Here is a 23,977-nt window from a genome sequence, read left to right as displayed (position 1 = left end):
TGCCATAGGGACAATTGGCAATGCAACAGGTGACCTACTATTTTGTTGGCTGAATAATTAATCTGACTTGGGCTAATACTAATGTAATACTTTTCCGTAATTTTTTCAGGAAAAATCAAAAATACTTATTGACCATAGAAAACTTATCGCTGCTCAACCGGGAAATTGCAGGATTTACATGTATGAACTACCAGGATGTTAAAGATAAAATGGCCGCAGGTTTAGTAAAATTCTTAAAGCTTCTCAAGTCAGATATTTTTATTGAGTCTACAATAAAAAGAAGGTGTCCTTTCAGACACCTTCTAGCCCTTTTGGTGTTTTTCAGCCTATCTGTAAACTACCTTCACCACTTTCGAATAAGATGTACTGCCATCTTTATCTACCTGGGCAATTCGTATATATGTAACAGTCTTTTCACCTATCTCGGGAGCATTATCTGATTTACTACATGCGAACAGTGTTAATGTCATGACGATTGCTAAAATCGGAGTGAGCATAAATGCTGACTTTCGCTTGATGGAAGGGAACATCAACAACGCCAGACCCGCAAGCAAAATCATAGATAACAAAGAAAAACCAGAGAGCGCTATCAGTTCCTGAACAGATTTACTGAAGTCATATTGTATTGAGGTATCTGAATTACCATCGCTGGCTTTTGAAGCAACAGTACCCAATTTTGTCCATGTCTTACCATCAACAGACCCTTCAACTACAAACTCTTTATTATTAGTTTCCGAAAGTGTTGACCAGTTCAACGATAGCTTACCATTTTGATAAACTGCGTTCACTTCACCAAAGTTTACGGGCAATACTGCCTGACCAGAAACAAAAGCGCTGTATACCTGCAGCTCGCTACCAATTCCAACGAGATCATTAACAGTCAATCTTACTTCGTCAAAATCATTGGTAGTTTTAAAATAAACCAGCTGGGCATCAGGCGGAACAGCTCCATTAACAGACAATGCATTCAGTACATTTAATTTCAGCAAATTATTGGAAACAGAACTCTGTTCCTGTAAAACCCCATCTAAATAGGTACTAACAGTAACGCCAGTCAATAAACCCACATTAGCAAGCGGCGCGGCAGCTTTTACCACAAAACCGGTATACTCGTCATTTACGAACGTGTAGGCGGGCGTTGTAACAGATACCGATGCTGCATTAGCCGCGCCGATACCTAACGTACTGCTCAATGATACATAATTGGAGGCATCGTTATCAATCAGGTTATTCATTGAGCTGGCCAATGTCTGGGAATTTATTAAAGATGCATTTGCCAGGCCGGAATTTCCGCCATTTACAGATACACCCAAACCATTAGCTGAAGCATGCCCGTTTGCAAGAATTGTAGTAGAACCTAATGCTGAACTTGGAGGACAGAAATTTCTTACAACAGCATTGTAGATGCGTGTCGCCCCCAAGCTAGCACCGGCACTTAAAAGACCGGATGAAAATATCAACCGTAGCTCATTGAATGCGCCGTTGGTCACCAGGAACCCAAGTGTTTGCCGTCCTGAGCTTCCACTAAGTACAGAAGCGCTCAGTATTTGAAATGCCGACATACTCTTAACAAGTGTACCGTTATTCAACGCCTCGATTCTCATCCCGTTTAACAGATCTACATTAAGCAGGTTGTTGTTTTCAATTTCGAAACCCGCGTAATAATTGGCAGGTACCGAGCCGCTTAATAATTTAACAGAAAGATATCCTTCCCCGGCAATCGTAGCGTTTGCCGGGGACAAATTAGCATAATCGGTAGTAGACGACGATGTAATATTTTCTACATTTTGCATACTGTTCAAAATGCCTGCAACATCTGCTGCCGCAAGTCCGCCGCCGCCTACAACACCTGTGGTACCATACGATGCCACCGCAGGAAAAGCAGCCTGGTTAAGTTGGGTGATGGAATTACAAGTGGAAGGCAAAGTTCCTGCTTGGGGTACCAGTACGTCTGCACCGTATACGCTTATCGTCGCCCCGGCACCTAAAATAGAAGTGAGCACGCTTAAATTGATCCCAGAAAAATTAAGCCTGACACGACGAAAAGAGCCGGCGCCTGTTGATACAAAACTGATCCTCTCTGTACCTCCTAATAAAGACGCACCTATAAGCTGACCTGCACCTGATGTAGACACCACACCACTTTCACCACTCGCTGTACTGTAGGTCGTAATGCTAATACCTCCCAAGAGCGATGCACTCAATAATCCATTGGTAATAGTAAATCCCACTTCAGAACCCTGGGGGAAAGTTCCGCCGGAGTAATCAATTTCTACCCAGGCGCCCAAAATTCCCGTCAGGCCAATAGTTGCTGCATTGGCTGTATTATTATCTTCTAGGTTACCAACGTTATTGAAATCAGGAAGCAAGGGTCCAAGAAGAGCGGAAGATCTTGCTGTAAGGTTAGCTGCGGTAAAGGGCCCACTACCATTTCTTATAGGCACGTGCAGATTCGGCGTTTGCGCAGAGAGACTGGATGAAACAAGCACTAAAGAAACAAAAAAGAGCGCAAGACCCTGGGCATTGGAGACGATCTTGCGGGTTAGTTGCGGGGCAGCAGCGAAAAACTTGCTGGCCAAAGATTTAATTAGGGTAATCTTCTTCATAAAAGGTTGTTTAATTTCTAATCATTAAAAAATATTATTGAGGCTGAGAAAACAGATCAGTAACAGCGACTATTGAATTTTAACTGAGTGGGTTGTAGCGTTCCGGGTGCTTCTTTGCCAGACTACTACTACCCAAAATCGATCGTTGCTACAATACCGACATAGGATCACCGGCGGGCATTAATAACCAGTTTCCCCTGGAGTGTAATACCTGGGAACATTAATATGTAAACAAACGGCGATCGTCGTTATCTGCTTGGTAAATAGGCTGGTTAGGTAATCAACATAATTAGAAGGTTTTAAGAGTTAAAAGGGCTAAATCAAATTTTAAAGTCAAGATCTAAGCCGGCCGGGCTTTTGAACCGGCTTAGAGCGAGACAGCTTACATCACGATTCCTGTGTGTTTAGGGCTTATATATGTTTAATGAATCGTCAAATGAAATTTTGGGGGAGAATTCAATTATCTCCAACTCTGGAAACTGACAATACTCAATCGTAACCATGCTCAGCATGCGTAATAGCTTCGCGCAGCAACAGCACCGGGTAAAAAGTAGTTCAATACAGCTTTAAAATACTTTCGGCTATTCAGACCATTCAATTACTCAAATAAATCTTTACAACCGGCTGTATAGCATGAATTATCAACAACAAAATTGAATTTCGATTAGGGCTCAAAATTTTTCGTTATGACCTTTTACTACAAACTGACAGTCTTAGAAACAATTTAAAATTCTACAAAAATGTAATTTGGGTTTAGGGCTTTAATTTAATTTTTTTAACTCTCGTTCTACGAAAGTTTTAGGGCTTTAATAAATTGGGTTCTTAATTTGAAATTGACATCTGAACAAAATTCCATTAGGGCTTGTGAATAATGTTTATCAATTTCAAGCACCCCAAAAATACAAGTTATTGCTATTATTAACAAAAAATATTGTTACCTGATTTTTTAAAGAAAAACAACTCCCTTCATTCACTGGAATCCTGGTGAACGTATACATCGCTATAATCAACTTTAAAGTAAAGAGCGACAAACCCAACCTGGATAAATCAGGAGTTCGCTACTTTACACCCTAATACGGAAAACCCTTCCCGTAAGTACGAATATATCACTAGAATGAATGTTTTAACGACAACGACACAAATAGGCAATTATTTGACACATAAAGGAAATTTTAATCGATAATCTTGTTACATAAGAGTTCATGTATATGTTTTAAGCTTAGGGTTGTAATAATTCACTGTAGATAACGAAACCTGAGTATCAGAGCACCTATGGTGGCTGACATCCGAAACATTCCCGACTATGCGACTCAATATAATATACCAACTGAGCCAGCAATGTTAAAGTAGAATATGCATAATCAATATAACCCTGTTATCGTCCGGAAAGCATTGCAGGGCTAAGTAGTTATGAGGCTGATCAACTGGCCGGTGAGTAACCTGCGAAGAATATAACACAGAGATCCGAAGAGGAGCGGCGTAATGATAGCGGTGAATAAATTTATTAGGTACTCTTTGTAATTTTGACCTGAAAATTCTATTGTATTAGCAGAACGGCGAAACGCGATCACCCGGATGTTTCTTAATGACAGATAGAACAGGCTGCTTATGGGCAAGGAAGAACATTATCCTACTGCCCCAAAAGACGGGCAGCTATAACCCCTGCTTTGATTTTACAATTGAAATGCTTTAAATGTCAGGTCATTTTTAAACATCTTCCATTGCCTGAAGTCATTAACTTTACGGAAGAAAATCACAGATCTAAGTCATGTCTAATCCCATAAGAAAGTTCCTTAATGAGGACCAGGATCCCAAAGCGATTGAAAAGATCGTTGGCAAACTGGGTAGTTTATTGATGAGCGGAGAAATCATCGAGTATATTGCGGTTCAAAAGAAACCGGCGGTAAACTTATCTCCTGATGCTATCGCTCTAACCACAAAGCGTGTTATCTTTTGCCGGTTTAAAAACCTGGGGCTTTCCATGGAACTGGAAGACTACGTATGGAAGGATGTATACGACTGTCATATGAAAGAAAGCATCCTCGGCGCAGAGTTCTCCGTTAAAACAATAAGCGGACAGGTCAGCAAGGTCGATTACCTGCCTAAAGCTCAGGCCAGGAGACTTTACACGGTTGCCCAGGAACAGGAAGAAAAGCAACGGGAGTTCCGGCGACAGCAAGACCTGGAAGATAAACGGGCAACTGCCGGCAACGTTAATGTTACTACTGCCCAACCACAGTCTACTTATCAGCAACCGGTTGAAGATCCGGTAGCCAGCCTGGAGAAATTAAAGGCGTTACTGGACCGCGGTCTTATAGAACAGTCGGAGTATGATGCAAAAAAATCAGAAATCCTGGGCCGGTTATAAGTTACAACCCTAATGTAATTATTATATACTTTCCAGGGTGCATAATACTTACACATTACCCGGATTCTGTTGTAAAGGCCTGGCTAACTGAAAAGCATATATTTACCTTTATTTTCACAAAAACTCTTGCCCAAATGAGCAATACCGTTTCGCAGCAAAAATTAAAACATCAGCAGATACAATATATTGAATTTCTTTCACGCGATCTGGAAGCTGCTAAAACTTTTTATAGCCAAGCTTTCGGATGGAGCTTTACTGATTATGGCCCGCATTATACTGCCTTCGAAGGTGACTTTGTAGATGGGGGCTTCACCAGCGGTACTCCGGAGAAAGGTAGCATCCTGGTTATTCTCTATTCTGAAGATCTGACTCAGACCCGGGATCATGTAATAGCTGCAGGCGGCATCATTTCGAAGGAGATATTTGAATTTCCCGGCGGACGCCGATTTCATTTCCTGGACCCGGATGGATACGAGCTCGCCGTATGGTCTCTTTAAAAGAACCGATTGTGAACGTCATCTTCAGGCCCCCTCCAGTAATTCTTTTACATATTGTACAAATATTTGTATATCGAACGGCTTTTGTATAAAAAGATCAGCACCGCACTCCAGCGCCTTTAGGGCGTGTACGTTTGCAGACATTACCAATATAGGTATCGCCACCGTCGCTATATCAGCTCTTAGTTCCCGGCAAATATCAATACCGTTGCCATCGGGCAACATCATGTCAAGAATAAACAGGTCGGGCAACAAATGGCTCAATGAATCGCGAAACGCACCCGCACTGGCACATAAAGTCACTTCATAGCTCTCACTGGTCGACAGGATATCGATTATATCCCGGATATGTTGATCATCTTCGACAACAGTAATTTTTTTGCGCTGCATAGATCGATTTTAAATGGCCGCCAATCTCACTCCTCTTTTTTAATTAATGGTAGCACATCAATTATTCGACCAAACTCAATCTTTTAAAGAATAATATGGTGTATCACAATGATATTGCACAAATATCACTACCTATCTACAGGTTACCGGTAGCAAGATGTATTATACGAGTATCCTTCATTGCTGCAGAAATTACTGTCAGCTCCAGTTGAATAACACAGTCAACAGCTTAAAGCCGGGAAAACAACTATATATTTTTTTATTCTTTGATTTACCTTGCAGGCAATAGCAATACATTTGCTGCAACTATTTGCTTCTAAATAACTGGAAAATGACTACAATTATTGTACAGGACAATGACCCTTCTATTTTAGAAGTTCTTAGCCTCGCGCTGCAGATAAAAGGATTTACGACCATTTCTATTGATACATGCGATGAGGACCTGATGCTTGACATGATTGATAAAGAAAGGCCACATGTGGTTATGATGGATATAAGGCTCTCTGATGAAGATTGCATTAATGCCTGCAAAGCCATAAAACAAAAGTATCCTCACCTACCTGTTATTGCACTAAGTTGTAACAACAATATACACGAGCAGTATGATAAGCACGGATTTGATGGTTATATCAGCAAGCCATTTGACCTGGATCTGTTATACAGCATTCTGCGATCACATATTCAACCTGCTTCATAGCCCGCCTGTTCTTGCCAAAGGGTTCAGCCAGCTTTACTGATGCCTTATATTTTAACAGCAATAACGATCATTAGAATTATTATTCGTCAGTTCCTCGTTTACGCCCGTCACCAGAATATGCCCCTCCTCGTATTGAGTAAAAGTGAATCCTTGCTTAACCAATGTTTGCTCTTTCAATACTTCGTGTACAAATAGCAATAGAGTGATACCCTGATAAAGCATTTCATCGGATTGGTATTTCAGCAGTAAAATAACCTGTTCGTAAGATAATTCCTTTCTCATGTTGGTCAGGATGAGCCACAAATCTAGCTAATGGAGCTAATAAAATAACCACAAGTATTATATATTTTAAAACGTGATTTAATAGTTCAGAGAACTGCTGCAGGGCCTCATCTATTGCAGTATGCCAGCTAGTATTAATTATTACATAGCTATGGTCTCCCCTGCAAACCAAAATAGAGTCCCCAATTTGAAAAGGCTGTTGGCAATCAGCGGCCCTTTCCCGGATCACATTGAGGATTGACCATGGGTGCCCCCGGCTCCAACAGCAATGTTCTTTGAAGCCTTTTTAGGGCTGCTTATTTTGCCATTAGCATATCTATAGAAACCTTCGTATTAGTGGCCTTTTGCACGAACGGCTTTTCTTTAATCAGGGCATTTCACAGACCCGCCAGTTTAGAGTTTCGGCATAGCTGGTGGCACCTGCAAAAGCGATTCCGGAAGCTGAACTCAGGTTGGCAGAGCCATATCCGAAAACCATTACCGTCCCTGGCTGTTTTACACTAAGGGAGGAGCTAAAGGAAGCGTCTTCGCTTAAAAAGGAAAACATAACAAAGGTAACCGGAGCACAAATAGTTCTTGAGCTACGCCAGTTTGCCAACTGATCAGCAAAAAAAGGTGTTTCATAGTAGCTTGCCACTGATGTACCTAAGACCGAAGTGGTATACGCAGAACCGCCCCAATCATACACCAGGGTACTCTGCAAACGCCGGGAATCGAGCGGAAACCTTCCGGGTATAGGAAAAGAATCGAGTGTGATGCCCACTTCAGAACGCGAACCCCACGGGCCTTGTGTATCTGTTTTGGTATCAATGCCGCAATAAGGATTGCCGATACTTGTTGTGTTTCGGTCGCTGTGGTGCGATCCTGTTCCGATACCGGATCTGTAACCATCAAAGAGAAAGAACGATGTAGGAATATCGTTGACACATAAAAAGGGATTGGGATCATCCGGTTTAGACACCGGCGGCGTTGGAGTTGATGGCTGACTACCATCGCCGGGTGAATAAGGCTGAACCGGCTTTTGCACAACAAGCTGAAACCGGAGAAACTCATCAAACTTAATTAACTCACGCACATCCGAGGGGAACACCGCTTTTATTTTTTTCTGGTAGCCAGGCTCATCAACTTTTGCCTCTGCCCATATCTTTTTTATAAAAGGATAGTAAGCTTTTATTACATATTCAGTTTTCAATTTTTTTTCGTCGGTGGTTTTGGCATCCGCTATAGCTTTTATTGCAACCTGGTAGCCTTTATACATGTCTGGTGATGCCTCCATAAGCTTACGCAGGTCTTCTGTGACCGGGGCTACTATTTCTGATATCTTCTTTACCAGAGCTTCCTGTTCAGTTTTGGCTGCAACCCGCATTTCTTCGAGGGACTTATTCGTAAAAATGGTTGGCTGCCTGGTTGAGTCTGGTTTAAATACCAAAAGACTATTTGTAGCTGCCAATTTAGCCGAAGCTGTAGTAGCTGCTTCCGTATCATCAGCAATCATATTTTTTTTACAGGAAGTTGGCCCTAAAAGCAGGCTGGTAAATAGCGGGAGGTAAAATACTTTTTTCATGTGTATATGTTTTAAAGGGGTCTCTGAAATAGCCCCGCTCCTTCTGGTAAGCAGCTTATTTGAGCTATTTCGTGTTGTTAAATTCTGCAGGGTAAAATGGTACGTGCCGGATGCGATGTCAATCACCAAAAAGAGAATTTCCTAATGAACCACCGCCTGTATTATCCTGCTACTGGCCGTTACGCCGTCTTTGTCTACCTGTGTTATCCGTATATAAATATTGCTGTGGGATTCCGGTTGTATGTCAGCTAAACTCCTGGTACACGAAACAAAAATCACCGCACTCACAAACATTGTAATTGCAAGCCGGTAACGGCATTTATTCTGTAGTGGTAATAATAAAATACCCAGCAAGCCCAATCCCGTAATGCCTAAGCCGGTAATATCCATACTAAAGCTATAGGATGCCGGCAGATATGAATCGCCCGAAGTGGATTTGACTGTTCCTATCTCTTTAAACTTTTTACCATCTGACGATGCTTCAATGATAAAGCGGTCATTATTTTTTTCTGTCAGACAGGTAAAGTTTACTAACAGGATTTTGTCTTTAACAATTGCTGTAGCGGCGCCAAAGGTTACCGGCAGCCCGGTTGCGCCAACAGATGGCAGGGTCATTAGCTCGGCATCGCTCAGGGCACGATTATAGATGCGCACCTCATCTATTTTACCATCGCTGTATTCATCAGGACCACTTAAGCTACGTCCAATAGCATAGGAATTTACATGATCCGGGCTAAAGGCTTCCCGGTATTCTTTAGCTTCAAGCAAATGACCATCCACATAAAATCTGGCGATGTCCGTAAGCTTGCTATAGGTTACAGCCAGGTAGTGCCACTCATTGAAACTCCACGCATAATTGCAGCCAATATAGCTGGTGTTATAGCCCGACTCAAACAAAATACCGCCCGAAGCCCAATTAGCCTCCAAAAGTACCGACCCCCAATCGGTAGCGGGATCATATTGTTCAAAAACAGCAAATACATTCCAGTTGTTATACCAATTCCGGATGTTGATCCAGGCTGCAATGGTTACCTCGTTAGCAGTATATATTTTGGAAAGAGAAGCGCTTGGCGCCATCTCTATGTAGGAGTTCGTGCCGTTAAAATCATAGGCTGAATTTGCAACACCCAACCTGTCTGTTGTAGGTGTTGCATTGGATATGACACCGTTATTTCCATTACCACTCGCATCATTCGCATTGCCATTGAACGGCAAATAAAGTAAAAGGCTGTCATTAAGGTTTTGTGCGTGTAATGAAGAAACTCTGAACATCAGAAAAAAAAATACCGGAATACAGCCTATTATATAATGGTTTTGATATTGACTAAAAAATTTAAAGGCGCGTTTCATTTGTTGCATATTTTATAGCGTTAAGAATTCAAATTGATTGTTATGGGCAATGTACCGATACCAGTAATTCACACGGATACCAGACTTTGAGCTTCCTTATTACCAGTTCAAGAAATGCCGGTTTTATTTTTGAGGATTTGTTGTTAATTATTATAGCTTTAATGACTGGTGTAAAAGTAGATTTACTAGCAGGCCGTGGCAATCATTAAAAAAGATGATTTTTGAAACATACGCTCAAAAAATCATTAAAAAAGATGAGAAAAAGCTGTAACACACATTCATAATTTGCAAACGGCGAAAAGGCATAATAGCACATAACCTTTATCGAATGAGAAAAAAAATATTTTTAAAAATGATGTATTTGCTATGCGTTATCGCAGATAGCAATGCACAAACACTGAATAAAGACAGCTTATTAAAATTATTATCCGCGACAAAAGATGATACAGTAAAAGTGCAACTTTACTTAGATATCGGCAACCAGTATGAGCCAGAGAATCCAGAAACTGCAGGGAAATATTACCTGACGGCGGGCAAGCTAAGCAGGCAGCTGCATTATAAAAGAGGCATCATCAAATATATCGCCAGCTATACGGGCATATTGAATGTGAAGGGTACGTTTGATAGTGCTTTAGTGCTCAACAAACAATCTTTTCAAATTGCAAAAGAACTTAATGACAAATCGTTACTTGCAAGAACATTGGCTAACATTGGCAACAGCTTTAATTATTTAAGTGAATATGATAGCGCCATCTATTACTACGAAGCTGCCGGCAGGTATTTTGAAGACATGGGGAACCAATACCTTCTTGCCAGAATGTATGAAATGAAGCAACTTGTTTATCAAAATATAGGGCAGTATACACATGCCCTGCAATACGGAAAACTGGCGGCAAATGAGCTAAGGGCCTCGGGAGACAGTATTGACCTGGGCCGGTGTTTGCTTAATCTTGCTAATAGTTATCAAAGTAATAATTTTCCCGATTCAGCATTTATCTGTTACAAAGAGGCGCTAGCCATTTCACAAAAAATAAATTTTGTATCGGGTGAAATTGCCTGTCTTTTGGGTATTGGAAATATTTACTTTCATAAGTATGATGCTGATCAAATGAAACCCTATTACGAAAAGGCACTTATAAAAGCAAGACAATTAGCTGACCCGCAGGGCCAGTTAGTAGCATTGCGGGGCATGGCACTCTATTATTTTTTAAAAAAAGAATTTGATAAGGCAAAGGAATCTTGTACGGCATCCCTAGCCCTTGCAGATAGCCTGGGAACAAAATATGACCGGTACGAGTCTATGCAAGTGCTGTCGTCTATACTTTATGCGCAGCACGACATTGAAGATGGTGAAAAATTAAAAGATAAAATTCAATTGTTGGAAAACGAAATAAGAGGCGATGAATTGCAGCAAAAAACTATTTCCATCGAAAAGAAATTTGAAACCGAAAAAAAAGAGACTCAAATAAAGCTGCAGCAATCGCAGTTAAAGCAGCAACACATTCTTAATTATTTTTTGATTGCCTGTGCAGCTGGTTTGCTCATTATTTCGTTGCTCGCTTACCGCAACTACAAACACCGGCAAAAGCTGCAACAGTCAAAAATTGATGAACTGGAAACCGAAAAACAACTCACTGCCACGGAAGCGGTGCTAAAAGGAGAAGAAAGGGAACGTACCCGCCTGGCAAAAGACCTGCACGATGGACTGGGTGGCATGCTGAGTGGTGTTAAATTTTCCCTAAGCAATGTGAAAGGTAATCTGCTACTAACGCCCGACAATGCACAGGCCTTTGAACGCAGCATTGACATGCTGGACAGCAGTATTAAGGAGATGCGCCGGATAGCGCATAACATGATGCCTGAGGTGTTGGTAAAATACGGTATAAATGTAGCGTTGCAGGAATTTTGCAATGAAATAGATCGAAGTGGCGCGGTACAGGTCAGCTATCAGTCTGTGGGGGCTGGTGATGCCGGCATCGACCCAACCATTTCTGTTACTATTTATCGTATCATACAGGAGCTGGTACACAATTCCGTAAAACATTCCGGTGCGCAAAATGTACTGGTACAGCTTCATATATCGATACAGGAAAAGCTGCTGACAGTTACCGTAGAAGACGATGGGAAAGGATTTGATAAAAACCAGCTTACCGCAGCAAAAGGTATGGGATGGAACAACATTCAAAACCGGGTTGATTTTCTGAAAGGAAAAATTGATGTACATTCAGAACCAGGTAAAGGCACATCCGTCCTGATTGAAGTTAATATTTGATATTGTCCCCGAAAACCTCAATTATGAAAGCAGGCGTGTTTATAGTAGATGATCATTATATGGTAATAGAGGGTATCCGCTCTCTGTTGCAGCATGAAAAAAACATTGATTGGCTCGGGCATGCCGCCAATGCAGCCTCCTGCCTCAGTTTTCTGAAACAGCAACAACCGGATGTATTGCTTATGGACATCAGCTTGCCGGACAAGAGCGGCACCGATCTTTGTAAAGAAGTAAAGTTGCTATACCCTGCCGTTTTTGTACTGGGTCTCAGTACTTTTAACCAGCAGGCAATCATCAGAAATATGATGGATAACGGCGCCTCCGGTTATATATTGAAAAATGCAGACAAGGAAGAAGTGCTGGAGGCTATCCGGGTTGTATTGACCGGAAAAACCTATTTTAGCCCCGAAGCCGCTGTATCAATGAAAGAAACGGGTAAGGAAATGCCCCTGGTAACCAGACGTGAAAAAGAAGTGTTGCGGCTGATTGCGGCAGGACTTACCAATGCAGAAATAGCCGGACAGCTTTTTATCAGCATCCCCACTGTAAATACGCACCGAAAAAGCCTTCTGGAAAAATTTGATGCGAAAAATACGGCAATCCTTATCAGCAAGGCCATCCGGCAGGGAATAATATAAGCATTACTGAAGTTGAAGCCTACACCATTACCGTTCATCTCCATCTCAGTGATCCCGGAAGCAATTCAATCCTTTAAAGAGCTATGGCAAGCCGAGCAATGCGGGCAATAATTGTTTAACAAGCAATTAATTCGTATCGGCGACAAAAATAGACAGGATGAAATCAGAGAGCGGTTGATTCTGTACCAGTTTTATTTTGTACCAATCAAAAATGAAAATATTTGCCAGGTATTTTGAAACAATAATCCCCTCCGAAGAGGCGGGGTAAATAAAAATCCGGCCAATATAGCCGGATCTATCATTAACCCGCTTGTGGATTAATGTAAACAACAAGTATTATAGCAAACAACAAGGGGCCAGGTGGAGAGTAGATAACTATTTCTGCGAACCAAAAACGCGCTTTACCGCTTCGAGATATTTCATATTATGAGTAGTATCCGGTTCAAGATAGCTGCCTTCCGACCATTCGTTCCAGGCATTAATGGTAACCAGCCGCGGTTGTTTCGGGTGCTGATCAACAAAAGCTTTTGCCTTCCTCAGATATTTTTCAAATTTTTCAGGAGCAGGATTAGTAATATACCCTGCTTTGAATGGATAACGCGGATTTGCGTCCCAGCCAATTGTCAGATTGGGAAAGTAAGGGATGGAAAAATCACGGGTAAAGTTGGTCCACATGTTAGTGGAAGCGTCTGCCCATTTTTCATAGTCCCCTTCGGGGTTTTGTAAATGTGCCCAGCAGTAATTAGTAATACTGTTGAAACCGAAAAAAGACAGTACCTTATCTTGTGTTTGGATCTTATCGCCTGGCACACCATTTATGTTGGCCGGCAAGGCGGACCATAAAATACCCTGCAAATGAAGTCCCGGAAAACCTGCTACCCTGACCTTCCTTCGAAAATCATCGAGAGCGAGGCGGGTAGGTTCCGCGCCTCCCAGGCCATCTATTAAGGTTTGTAATTCGTATAGGCAAAAGACCGGTTTTCCATCGATTTTATAATAGGAAGGATTTTTAAAATAACGGGCGATAATACGGTCGGTAACTTTATCAAACTCAGCCCGGTTCACCCCTCCTTTCCAGACAACAGAGTCCTTCCTCGGATTTCGGGTGTCCCAATAGCTGGTAGCATCATGATTGGCCCACATGATGTAAAACTTCATGCGTCCTTTATTGGCTTTTAAAAAGCCATCATTCAAACAGCTTTCCAGGAAGGGCTTTCGCTCATACCAATACCAGTCGAAGATAAACGTGTTTACTCCATGCTCTACCGCTGCAGTTATTTTCTTATTCATTTCGCGCGGATTCGCTTCGTCCTGGTAACCCCATACCGGCACTTTCGGTTGCAGATGGCCGGGCTCTTTGGGCTTCGACTTATAAATAATTTCCCATTCTCCCTTTTTCTCAGGAAAGAGAAATTCAATACGCGGTTCGTAATGATAGGCAGGCCAATAAAATGCAGCAACATCATACTTCTGAGCAGATATATCGATATGAGTGAAGAGCAGCGCCAAAAGCCAGCTTAACTGAAATTGTATTTTTACTGATCGGGGCATGTTGACAATAATAAAAAGGATAGGTAATTTATTTTAAAATGCGGATTCCTTTGGGCGCTTTTACTATACTGATCACTTTGCCCTTATTATTTTTTGTATGTTTTACATAAATAGGTCCGAGCGAAGTGGGATAAGTACCTTCTGCAAAAGACAGGTTTCCCAGGTTGGGTTTGACGCGGAACGTTTTTCCACCGGGACCAGCCAGCTGAATTCCCAGCACATGTTGCGACAGCCATACTGTTGGTCCTGAAGCCCAGCCATGACAAAAACTGTGACGATGACCCACATAACAGTAGTCTCCGTAGGCTGCATGGATATCCACCTTACCTGGCGGCGTGATCTCGTCAATACGTCCTGCATTCTGTAACCAGTCCATATTAAAATCTTCCCAGAAAGTGGTAGCGCCCAGGTCCAGCATAGCTCCCCAGTAAGTAGAGATAATTTCCAGCGCTTCCTGGTATTTTCCTGCTTTAGCCATGGCTTCCAGCATATAATAACCATAGAAAGTAGAAAAGTTTTTGGCTCCGCCTGCCGATAACACATCGTTATAAGCTGTTTGTGGATCGAGTATGCCTGTTAGGGCTAGCAAGGCGGCTGCCTGCTTGCTATTGTTATGTGAGGGTATTACCGACCTAAGCCGGGATACAGTTTCCTTACATAATGCTGCCGTTTCATCATCGCCAATAATCAAGCTTAGTTCGGCACCTTTTTCCAGGCTCCAGATGGTCATTGCCTGTAAGCCTGCATGAATGGCAACTGTATCTTTGCTTGAAGGCCAATCCAGAAAACGATGCCCATCCATTTTTTCTTTTCCGTCATGCACCTTGCTTACAATTTGTTTTAAAAGACCCTGTAAGTAATCCTTTTGCTCCTTCAGGTAACTTAAATTACCATGCTGCATATACCAGTCATAATGAAGAATGATCCACCACATAGAGTAGGTACTAATGCCGCTCATCCAGCCAGGTAACGGTGTGGTATTACGTGCGAGATCAAGACTTTTAGGTACTACTTCATTATAACCAAAAACCGTATTCACCGTAGACACTTCGGGATGCAGATCGCCCACCCAAACCAGCCTGTCGCGCTTGATACCATCCCACAGGTAGTCCTGCATGTTTAAATGCACAGTATAAGCTCCCGTTTCCCATATCTTGTTAAGACGCTCATCACTACTTTTAAAAGAGCCCAGGTAAGGGATATCCCTGTAGGTGGATATGGCGCGTACCTCTTTTAACTGTAATACGGCATCCTTATCCAATAAATCTATCCGTACAAACCTGAATCCGGACTCCCCGGTTTGCGCTTTACCCAGCCAGGGTAACATCAGGTTAAAATCACGCATGGCATGATCGTTAGTGGAACCATGTTCACCTAGTTCTGCCATCGCTTCACTTACGGACTCTCCAAAACGCACCCGGATAGTTCGGGCTCGGTTAGGTGCAGGCCACATGCCTGTTATTATTTCAAGAGCACCGTGCAGTTCTTTGCCGAAATCAAGTAAAATACTTGCCGTGTCTGAGTTTTTACTTTTGAGAATAACAATATTCGAATTGTTCAGACTGGCCTGGCCAATTCCCTTTTCAGATAACTGCTCCGCGTGAGCCACCTCTCCTTTTTGCCATACAACTCTTGTGGGATATATATATTCCCGGGTAATAGGGCTTTTTATTTTTTGACTGGTGCCGCCCTGTTGAGCAAAACCACTTACACATAACGGGCACAAACCACTCCACAAAATCAAATAAAACAATACTTTTCTCATTACAAAAATTTAGTTTTTACTATGGGAACTAATACACCTGAAGTTTTACAGGACCTAATAGTCCTGATAGATGTAGAAGACTATTCTTAGTATAAGGATTAACCATAGTCCAGGTTTTACGCTTTTCTTCGGGTAAATTGAGATCGCCAATTAAACGATTGACCCAGGTGTTCACTACTGTCACCGTTAATACGTTACCTGTTGCTTTAAGATGATCGGAAACCTCTAACCTGTAAGGTGGAGTCCAGACATTGCCGATTTTCTTTCCGTTGATGCTTACAGTGGCGGTAGCCACCAGATCACCCAAATCCAGGAATACCTGCTGTTTTTCTTTGACCCTTATTTGAGGTAATGCAATAGTGTAGGTGGCAGCGCCTGAGAAATACTTAACAGCGGGGTCTTTATGCTTAGACCAATCCATCAATTCATTCATTTTTATGTTAACCTTATTGCTGACGGGGCTTTCCAGCAAAACATCCCAGGTACCCGTAACCGGTATTACCTGCACCGGCTCGGGGAAATTAAGGCGGCCGCTATTCTTTGCAGATTTTGCGTTGCGAAAGAGAATAAAGGCACTTTCCAGTTTATCTAATTGAAGTGGAACGGCAGTTTGTTTACCATTATCATTAAATTCCGGTAAAGGTCTTGTAGTACCTGTAACAGCGTCCCAAAGCTCGGGCAGTTTACCGGAAACCCTGAATTGGGGTATGAATGATATTTTCTGATCGGACTGGTTCGCTATAAAATAAATCTCCCCATCGGGCAGTGTACGATGCAGATATGTTACAGAATCTTTTTCCTTTAATGTTACATCAGCCTTCATGGACAGTCGTTCCATTACAGCTTCCAACGATAATCCGTCCAGTACTAATCCTGAGCCATAGCGGTTTTCCAGGGTGGCTTTTCCATCTATCCCCTTCCACATATCCGCCGCAATACGTTGTACTTCCTTGTCGGCCTGTAAGTAATTTGCCAAACCCGGAGCCCGTTGTGGCTTAGGTCCCAGCACCACGCCACCCTCCTTTACCAGCTTTTCAATTTGGCGCAATACTTCGGGCCGCATGGTTTCTAATTTAGGCAACACCAATACCTTGTAAGATAACCCGTCAGGAAGTGTAAAGCGTCCGTCTTTCATAGTAAGCCGGTTTAATATAACTTCTGCATTAATATAATCAAAAGCATATCCTTTGGGAATTGCCGGATCCTGAACGCCTGTCATTTTAGGGGCATCTTCACCTATAAAATAAGCCACATCTGCAACATAACGCCCCTGCTGCAGCATAAAGTTGCTTCGTTTTAAATAGGATATAAACCCGCCCATATTGTAAAACCAGGTATTATTTCGGTTGAACTCATTGCCAAACCAGGCATTCATTCCAGGTAAGCTATCTTCATAAGGCTGGTGAATATATACGTGCAATAAAGTGTTATTGATACCTTCGGCGAAAAAGCGATCCCCTCTTTCTTTAAAGAGCGCCGGGTAGCGACCAAAAGTATTTCCGGCTGCAGTAAAGGACTCCGCTGAAACCTTGGTTTTACCATAGATATGAGCTGCAGAAGCTGCTGCCCTGTTCTCTATATTGCCCAACTCTCCTTCACTCCAGAACTCACCTCCGATCTCATCTGACTGGCCTCCATATTGCAGAAACTCGCCGGGAAAGCCCCAATGTCCATAACTCTCCAACCAAATGGTTAACCCATGCTTATGACTGATATTCCTCAAACCACCTACATACTCATAAGCGACTTTGTCAGCCACCAGCCGTCGAAGATCCCAGAGAAAGCGATCTGACTGGCTTTGGCTGCCTACGACCAACCCATGAAATACGGGAAGGAATGGTACAGGATCATAGCGATATATTTTTTTAAACTTATCAATAAATCCATCCGTCCAATTTTGGCCGCCTGTTTCATAACTGTCCTGCACCGCTACCTTAAAAGATCTCCTGTCCTCTTTAGGTATCCTTCTTAATATCTCGCCTAAAAAAGCATCGAAATGAGCCAGCACATGTTGGTAGTTCATTTTGTCAATCTCCAGTCCTGTCCCTTCGGGACTCGCCGGACTATTAGTAACACCGGTGGGCACCATTCCTGTATGTAAGATCATCCATTCGCCAGCAGGCATATCCCACACTAGTTGGCCTTTCTTATCTACCTGTGTGGCGAGATTGATCACCTCCTGTGGGTTAATCAAATATCCGGGATCTGATATTTCTGCCTGGCGCTCCCATTGATAGTCGTGCCAGTAAGGAAGCGGCGTAGTATGCATCCTGGCCAGTATCTTCTCTTTATAATTTTCAACTACCGGAGCTGTTGCAAGAGCCACTTCGGCTACTCCTGATTCACCCTCAATATGCTTAAACACTAATCTAAATGTATTGCCCTCCACGGCATTAAACGATACTGAAACAGGGGCAAATTGCTCAAATCCTACGTTCAGGTTATTATTAATCCTGTTCAACCTGAAGGACTTTACAGGAATAAAAGTATTTCCCTTTTTCACTTCGAGAAGTACGTCAAAAATCATATTTTTCTTCATCGGCGTTACAACGAGACTACGTGCCGTGAATGGTTTTGTGACATCTATTATTATTTCTGTTTCACTGCTCTTTTCCAGATCAATGCCAGTACCTGTATTTTTATCCAAAATATGGTACGCTTCTAAACCCGGCTTATTAGACCTTAGTTTAGGATTGAAATCGGCAATGCTTATACCATGATCTTTGGGAGTACGAAAGGCTAAAGTCTGCACCGGTTGAAAATCTTTGTGCGGAACGGGGAGGTTTAGCGCCAGTTTACGGCCACCACTAATTATTGTATCTGCTACTGCCAGGTAGCGCATTGCCTGGTTTGGCTTTACCCATGGCCCACCCGACTGACTCCAGCCCGGGCTGTTGAAAATACCAACTTCTATATCTAGCTCGGTAGCTGTTTTTAAAGCGGCATGTAAAATATTCCACCAGGCTTCAGAAAATATTTTCACTTTACCATAGGCGCTCCCGGGCAGATCACTCAGCCCTATATTACCAATAAAGGCCCGGTTGATTCCAACGGCTTTCATTGCTTTAAGATCTTTAATAACCCCCTCTTTAGAAATATGGTCGGATATCCAATACCAGTAAACACTGGTTTGAATAGAATCAGGTGCTCGTTTAAAAATATCTTCGATACTCGTCAAGCTTGTATTTGTTTTTTTAACGCCGCTACAGGATGGCAATAGCCAGATAAAAAACACTAGAATAAAAAAAGGGCCAAGTCTCATCGTTATTATTGGGTGTTTAACAAATAAAATAATTTTATTAGGATCAGTTATTCTGTTTAGATATTTTAAACTTTGAAAAACATTAATTACTTTTCTACAATCGCAATGGAATTAGCAATCGCTCTCTCTGTGGCATCAGAAAAGCGGTTCGTTACCGCCAGGCCATTATTCTGGTTCACAACCATGGTACTCGATCCTCCGCCATCCAGGTTGGTTGCAAAACTTACATTAAGACTGCCTATTATTTTGGAAAGTTCATCGAGGGTCATGCCGATGGAGTAGTCGTTTCTACGCCCGTCTACCACTATTAGATACAGCATTCGATCGTCTGTAAATCCTGTCATAGTTCTGGGATGCCGGTCTGTGTCATTATAAATTTTTCTCGTTTTATTTAAGTACAGGACGGTTTCACCTGCACCCACCAGGTTCTGAAAACCGGTATAATCTGCAGCCGTTAATGCGGACGCCATGCCCAAGGCTAAACTGCCGTCTTTTCTTACACCAATATAAGATGAATTAATACCGGCTTTTAGAAAGTTCTTGATCACATTGCCTTCTACGACCACTGGTCCCCAAGGTCTACCCTCAATTGGAGTCCAATCGAAAAAATCTCCGTTTACAGCGGCAAGAACCTTCTGACCGGCCTCTGTCCGCTTTTGCGCCATCTGCTTTACCGTTTGTGTTTTAAATGCAGTAGCGTTATCCGGCATTAATGTACTGAGTCCCAGGTTGCCCTTACTTAAATCAGCTGCTATTATAAACAGACTTTGCGGACTTCCTGTTCCCGTCTTAAATCTTAATGTCGAGTATTCAACGTGGTTATGAAGTTTTGTTCTTGATTGTTCTGTTACTTCGCTTACCATACCCGATTTTTCTATAATATACTTATTAGCGAGGCTTGCGAAATAGGCCGGAGCAGCGGTTTTAATGGGTGCTGAGAAAAATGTGTCAATACTATTGGCCGGTAAGTACATGGAACGATATTCAAACGCCGTACGGTCTTTATACCCGGGTAAAACAGAAACGCCATCCGCTATATAGGAACGAATACTGGTTGTTTGATTGGAAACAGTGGTATAGTATACTTCAGTACCAATGAAATCGGTTGGAAGGGATCGGGTCCATGTAAGGTAAGGAGTTTCATTCCTGATAAACACAAGGTCGGCAGCAGCAACAGCAGCCAAACCGGCAACGTGACCCTCTCCATAAGTTCTTCCATTAACTATATGGGCCCCACCAATAATGCTGCCATCTCCTCTGACCGCTTCCACTTTAAATGTATAGTAGCCCTGGTTGAGGTTCTCTATAAAGAAGGTAATTGAGTCGTTAACTGCCTGTGAAGCATTCACCCGGATCACTTCAGATGAAGCGCTGTGTGTGACTAAAAAGGCAGAGGCCTTGCTATTAGCTATACCAAAAGAAACCTGAACTCTTTTATACCCTGATTTTACCAAAACCCTGGATATTGCACCATCTGCAGTTCCGTTCGATTTTTTTTCACAGGCGGAAAACTGAGACATAGCGGCAGCGAAAAATACGATCACCCATTTTTTAGTAATTCCTTTAATAGCCATAGTTTATCATTGATTTTTATTAAAATGGGGTTATCCTTATTTTATATGTAATAGCAAATTAAATCTTCCTCCCGGTGCAGCATCTCCATTGACATACCAATCCAGTGGGTCGTTATTTTGCATATTATCGGACCATTTCATTTCAATAGAAAAATTGCCTGCTGGCAAGCCAAGAGAACGGTAAGGAATTTCCAACACCAGGTAGTTGGTGTCAACCCGATGTTTTATTTTTCCCTGCGATTGCCAGTTATTGTTTATATACCGCTGTAGCAAATTGCCCTTAACCACCCTGTAATCATATCCGAGCCAACCAGATTGGTAAGACGCATCCGTATTTAACCATAGCGTCATCCAGTTATCTCCTTTGGCAGGTGTTAGCTTATTTACAGTATTCACAAAAAAGTGCAACCGGTTCTTGCCTGCAACTACTTTCAGCCTATTGATGTCATTTCTTCCTGAAGTATTTTTGTATACGATCCGCGGCTCAGAGGGCGCTCCGGGATGATCCCGGTGCAATATATCTCCTATATAGTCCTGGTAAGCTACGGGTATATCATCCCAGTTAATGGCAGCAGCATTTTTTTTCTGCCTTTCTATTATGCGATCATTATTTACCCCCTTGTAACGCCTGATGTTAGCCACCAGCTGCATGTAGTAATGATCTCTCAAACCTGCGGTTAGCGATGGTTCTATATCTCTGCTATATTCGGGACTTGCCTGATCAACGAATAACGACTGGCTGGTATCTTTTGACTGGGAGCGCCATTTACCCGCTACCCATTCATTCCATTCTGTAACAAAGACAAAGGGTACATTTTGTTGGATCGCAAAATCCCATTGCTCCTGAATATTGTAACCATAATGCATATCAGCAGACGGATTACCCGGAGCATTATTATGAAAGCTTCTGCCCCAGTTGCCTGCTTTCCCGTAGAATGCCGAGCCTCCCATAGAAGCTTCAAGGTTGGGATGTTGGGCAGCTGAAACATTCACTATCTCCCGCTCGCCCCTATGATTGCTATACACATGCTGCGGGCGCTGAAATTCAATCCAGGGCCATCCATTGACTTTTTGCTTTTCGTTGGGCCACTGCGATTCCCTGATTGTAAAAAAACCGGCATAATCAGATCCCGTTGCTTCTTTTGATATACCAATGATCAAGGGCTTCCCATCCAGGTAGAACCAGCAATCGGGGTACCTGTACGGCGCTCCTTGCCTGTAATACTTGTTGTAGATATCCTGCATAGCAGCGCCCGAAGCCGTATTGGTATAATACACTACTTTAGGAGGATGCTTATGCTGTTTGCGAACGGCCTCCATTGCTTTAAACAATATATCCGACTGTTCTTCGTAAATCAACCGGTTGGTTGCATCGATAACCAAAAAATCTACACCGGCATCGGTTAGCAACTGTATATTCTTTAAATGTACCCAATAGTCATCCCCGCGGTAATACCCATAAATAGATTCGCCCCAGAAATAGTACCTGCCTGGTATTCCGGCACCTCCCCCCCAGCCCTTATGATAAAAATCATTGAATATCCCGGGATTCTTTTCATACATATCAGTCAAATCCCAAAAACGTTCGGAAACGCGTGAACGTGTATCGCCCTGCCATAAAAAGTAGAACATGCCCACCTGCCTGTTCTTTACAGGATCGCCCACTACACTATTTTGAGGCAGCACCCTGCCCAGGTCGTCTACACCACTTAAAACCTGACTGTAACAGATCAAACTAAATGGAATTACTATTAACAACAGGCAAAAAGGCAATCGGTACATATATAAAATTCTACACAACGAAGTAATACATAACGAGGTGGGTTCATTTTCGCGCCCAAACAACTACTCTAAATTATTGCAAACAAATCGCCCACCAGCTCCTATCCATTATCGGCTATAATCAATCTATGTTCTATTCAGGTAACCTAACAGAGGCCGGCAGTTGTTGTTGCTACCAACCAGCATTACCAATCTCCCACGGCCCCATCTTTATAAAAAACACGCTGCGGCAGCTCCTGTTCAAACGGATGCTTCTTAATTATATCTTCATTAATCTCGATACCAAGACCAGGCTTTGAAGAAGGAATTATTGTACGGTTGGATTTATTGATGGAAAACCCTTCCTGTACCACTTCTTCCCGCCAGGGCACATCATTATGTACGGTTTCACAAATAATATAATTAGGAGTTGCAAATCCAAATTCGAGCGAGGCAGCAGTACTAACAGGACCCTGTGGATTGTGAGGCGCTATAGAAACCCCGTAGGCTTCGGCCATAGCCCTGATCTTTAAAGCTGCGGTCAATCCTCCACAATGAACGATATCGGGCTGGATAACACTGGCAGCCCGCAGTGAAAGCATATCTCTGAACGCATGTATGGAGGTAAGCCTTTCTCCTGTTGCGATTGGCGTTGTTACTGACTCCTGTATGCGGGCTATATCTGTCATGTGCTCGGGCCAGCAAGGTTCTTCGAAGAAGTATAAGCCATAAGGCTCCAGTGCTTTTGCAAATTGCATACCCATGCGCGGACTTGGCCGGGCGTGGCAATCTACCATGATATCTATATCAACGCCTACGGCCTCACGCATAGCAGCTACACATGCTTCGGCATAGTGAATGGGCTTCAATCCTTCCAAAGTATCTGTAACAGGTACGGCCATTGATTTAAAAGCTGAGAAACCTTCAGCTACCGATTGCAACGCCAGCTCTGCAAACCTTTTGGCATCATCAGGTTTGGTCTGGTAAAAGTCTTCCATCTTCCCTCCGCCCAGGTGTGAATACAGGCGAATAAAATCCCGCACCCGTCCTCCGAAAAGTTCATGGCTGGGTAGGTTATGAATTTTACCCAGGATATCCCAGAGCGCAATATCAATACCACTGATGGCCGTTCCCCGCACCACGTTATTACCATGCCAGAAGTGCTGCCGGTTCATCATCTGCCATAAATGTTCGATCCTCCGCGGGTCTTCGCCTACTATCAGTTGTGATACATCTTCAATAGCGCCTACCACCGAGCGGGTATGCCACTCGAGGGTAGCTTCTCCCCAACCCCAAAGACCTGGCTGATCGGTTATCACCTTTACAAAGATCCAGTTACGCATACGTGCATTACATACATGCGTTTCTACACGAGTTATTTTCATTTGCTTCTATTGCTT

At 42.7% G+C, this 23,977-nt stretch carries 16 protein-coding genes; 5 read left to right on the top strand and 11 right to left on the bottom strand.

The genetic code is table 11. The features are described 5' to 3' along the window. Positions 1 to 326: 326 nt before the first annotated feature. Complete coding sequence (locus ACLOAU_RS15170) at positions 327 to 2,606, bottom strand: autotransporter outer membrane beta-barrel domain-containing protein (protein ID WP_427862742.1); 2,280 nt, start codon at positions 2,604 to 2,606, stop codon at positions 327 to 329. Between the two features lie 1,768 nt (positions 2,607 to 4,374). Here ACLOAU_RS15170 and ACLOAU_RS15165 point away from each other — a divergent pair. Further along, a complete protein-coding gene (locus ACLOAU_RS15165) occupies positions 4,375 to 4,974 on the top strand; it encodes a PH domain-containing protein (RefSeq protein WP_427862741.1) in 600 nt (199 codons plus the stop codon). Between the two features lie 134 nt (positions 4,975 to 5,108). Continuing rightward, positions 5,109 to 5,471, top strand: a complete 363-nt coding sequence (locus tag ACLOAU_RS15160; RefSeq protein ID WP_427862740.1) for a VOC family protein — start codon at positions 5,109 to 5,111, stop codon at positions 5,469 to 5,471. Between the two features lie 24 nt (positions 5,472 to 5,495). Here ACLOAU_RS15160 and ACLOAU_RS15155 read toward each other — a convergent pair whose 3' ends face one another. Next, on the bottom strand, positions 5,496 to 5,861 hold the full coding sequence (locus ACLOAU_RS15155) for a response regulator transcription factor (RefSeq protein WP_427862739.1): 366 nt from the start codon (positions 5,859 to 5,861) through the stop codon (positions 5,496 to 5,498). A gap of 331 nt (positions 5,862 to 6,192) precedes the next feature. Between ACLOAU_RS15155 and ACLOAU_RS15150 the strand changes: the two genes are divergently transcribed. Then, positions 6,193 to 6,558 (top strand): response regulator, encoded by a 366-nt coding sequence (locus ACLOAU_RS15150; RefSeq protein WP_427862738.1) that lies wholly within the window; start codon positions 6,193 to 6,195, stop codon positions 6,556 to 6,558. A 51-nt stretch (positions 6,559 to 6,609) separates the two neighbouring features. Here the strand turns inward: ACLOAU_RS15150 and ACLOAU_RS15145 are convergent, their stop codons facing one another. The 3 genes from ACLOAU_RS15145 to ACLOAU_RS15135 all read right to left on the bottom strand — a co-directional run bounded on the left by ACLOAU_RS15145 (position 6,610) and on the right by ACLOAU_RS15135 (position 9,754). Continuing rightward, on the bottom strand, positions 6,610 to 6,840 hold the full coding sequence (locus ACLOAU_RS15145) for a hypothetical protein (RefSeq protein ID WP_427862737.1): 231 nt from the start codon (positions 6,838 to 6,840) through the stop codon (positions 6,610 to 6,612). Positions 6,841 to 7,207: 367 nt separating this feature from the next. Continuing rightward, entirely contained in the window at positions 7,208 to 8,404 is a 1,197-nt protein-coding gene (locus ACLOAU_RS15140) for a hypothetical protein (RefSeq protein ID WP_427862736.1), read from the bottom strand. 141 nt (positions 8,405 to 8,545) lie between these two features. Next, complete coding sequence (locus ACLOAU_RS15135; protein WP_427862735.1) at positions 8,546 to 9,754, bottom strand: LamG domain-containing protein; 1,209 nt, start codon at positions 9,752 to 9,754, stop codon at positions 8,546 to 8,548. A 328-nt stretch (positions 9,755 to 10,082) separates the two neighbouring features. Between ACLOAU_RS15135 and ACLOAU_RS15130 the strand changes: the two genes are divergently transcribed. Both ACLOAU_RS15130 and ACLOAU_RS15125 read left to right on the top strand, forming a co-directional pair. Then, on the top strand, positions 10,083 to 12,026 hold the full coding sequence (locus ACLOAU_RS15130; protein ID WP_427862734.1) for a sensor histidine kinase: 1,944 nt from the start codon (positions 10,083 to 10,085) through the stop codon (positions 12,024 to 12,026). Between the two features lie 23 nt (positions 12,027 to 12,049). Next, positions 12,050 to 12,664: a response regulator gene (locus ACLOAU_RS15125; protein WP_427862733.1), complete on the top strand. Its 615-nt coding sequence runs from the start codon at positions 12,050 to 12,052 to the stop codon at positions 12,662 to 12,664. 375 nt (positions 12,665 to 13,039) lie between these two features. Here ACLOAU_RS15125 and ACLOAU_RS15120 read toward each other — a convergent pair whose 3' ends face one another. From ACLOAU_RS15120 to dgoD, 6 genes are all read right to left on the bottom strand, one after another. Next, the gene (locus ACLOAU_RS15120; protein WP_427862732.1) at positions 13,040 to 14,215 is read right to left on the bottom strand and encodes a glycosyltransferase WbsX family protein; all 1,176 of its coding nucleotides are present in this window, start codon (positions 14,213 to 14,215) and stop codon (positions 13,040 to 13,042) included. A gap of 28 nt (positions 14,216 to 14,243) precedes the next feature. Beyond that, a complete protein-coding gene (locus ACLOAU_RS15115; protein ID WP_427862731.1) occupies positions 14,244 to 15,980 on the bottom strand; it encodes an alpha-L-rhamnosidase-related protein in 1,737 nt (578 codons plus the stop codon). A gap of 28 nt (positions 15,981 to 16,008) precedes the next feature. Continuing rightward, positions 16,009 to 19,158: a glycosyl hydrolase gene (locus tag ACLOAU_RS15110; RefSeq protein ID WP_427862730.1), complete on the bottom strand. Its 3,150-nt coding sequence runs from the start codon at positions 19,156 to 19,158 to the stop codon at positions 16,009 to 16,011. Positions 19,159 to 19,328: 170 nt separating this feature from the next. Beyond that, positions 19,329 to 20,816, bottom strand: coding sequence for a phosphodiester glycosidase family protein (locus ACLOAU_RS15105; RefSeq protein WP_427862729.1), 1,488 nt, complete (start codon positions 20,814 to 20,816; stop codon positions 19,329 to 19,331). Between the two features lie 36 nt (positions 20,817 to 20,852). Beyond that, positions 20,853 to 22,550 carry a hypothetical protein gene (locus tag ACLOAU_RS15100; RefSeq protein WP_427862728.1) on the bottom strand — a complete coding sequence of 566 codons (1,698 nt, stop codon included), beginning with the start codon at positions 22,548 to 22,550 and terminating at the stop codon, positions 20,853 to 20,855. A gap of 233 nt (positions 22,551 to 22,783) precedes the next feature. Further along, positions 22,784 to 23,962 carry a galactonate dehydratase gene (gene dgoD, locus ACLOAU_RS15095; RefSeq protein WP_427862727.1) on the bottom strand — a complete coding sequence of 393 codons (1,179 nt, stop codon included), beginning with the start codon at positions 23,960 to 23,962 and terminating at the stop codon, positions 22,784 to 22,786. Positions 23,963 to 23,977: the final 15 nt, after the last annotated feature.

It is taken from the genome of Paraniabella aurantiaca (assembly GCF_050309965.1).
Lineage (GTDB): Bacteria > Bacteroidota > Bacteroidia > Chitinophagales > Chitinophagaceae > Niabella.
The sequence above is the reverse complement of the archived record's forward strand: the minus strand, read 5'-3'. Positions and strand labels throughout refer to the sequence as shown.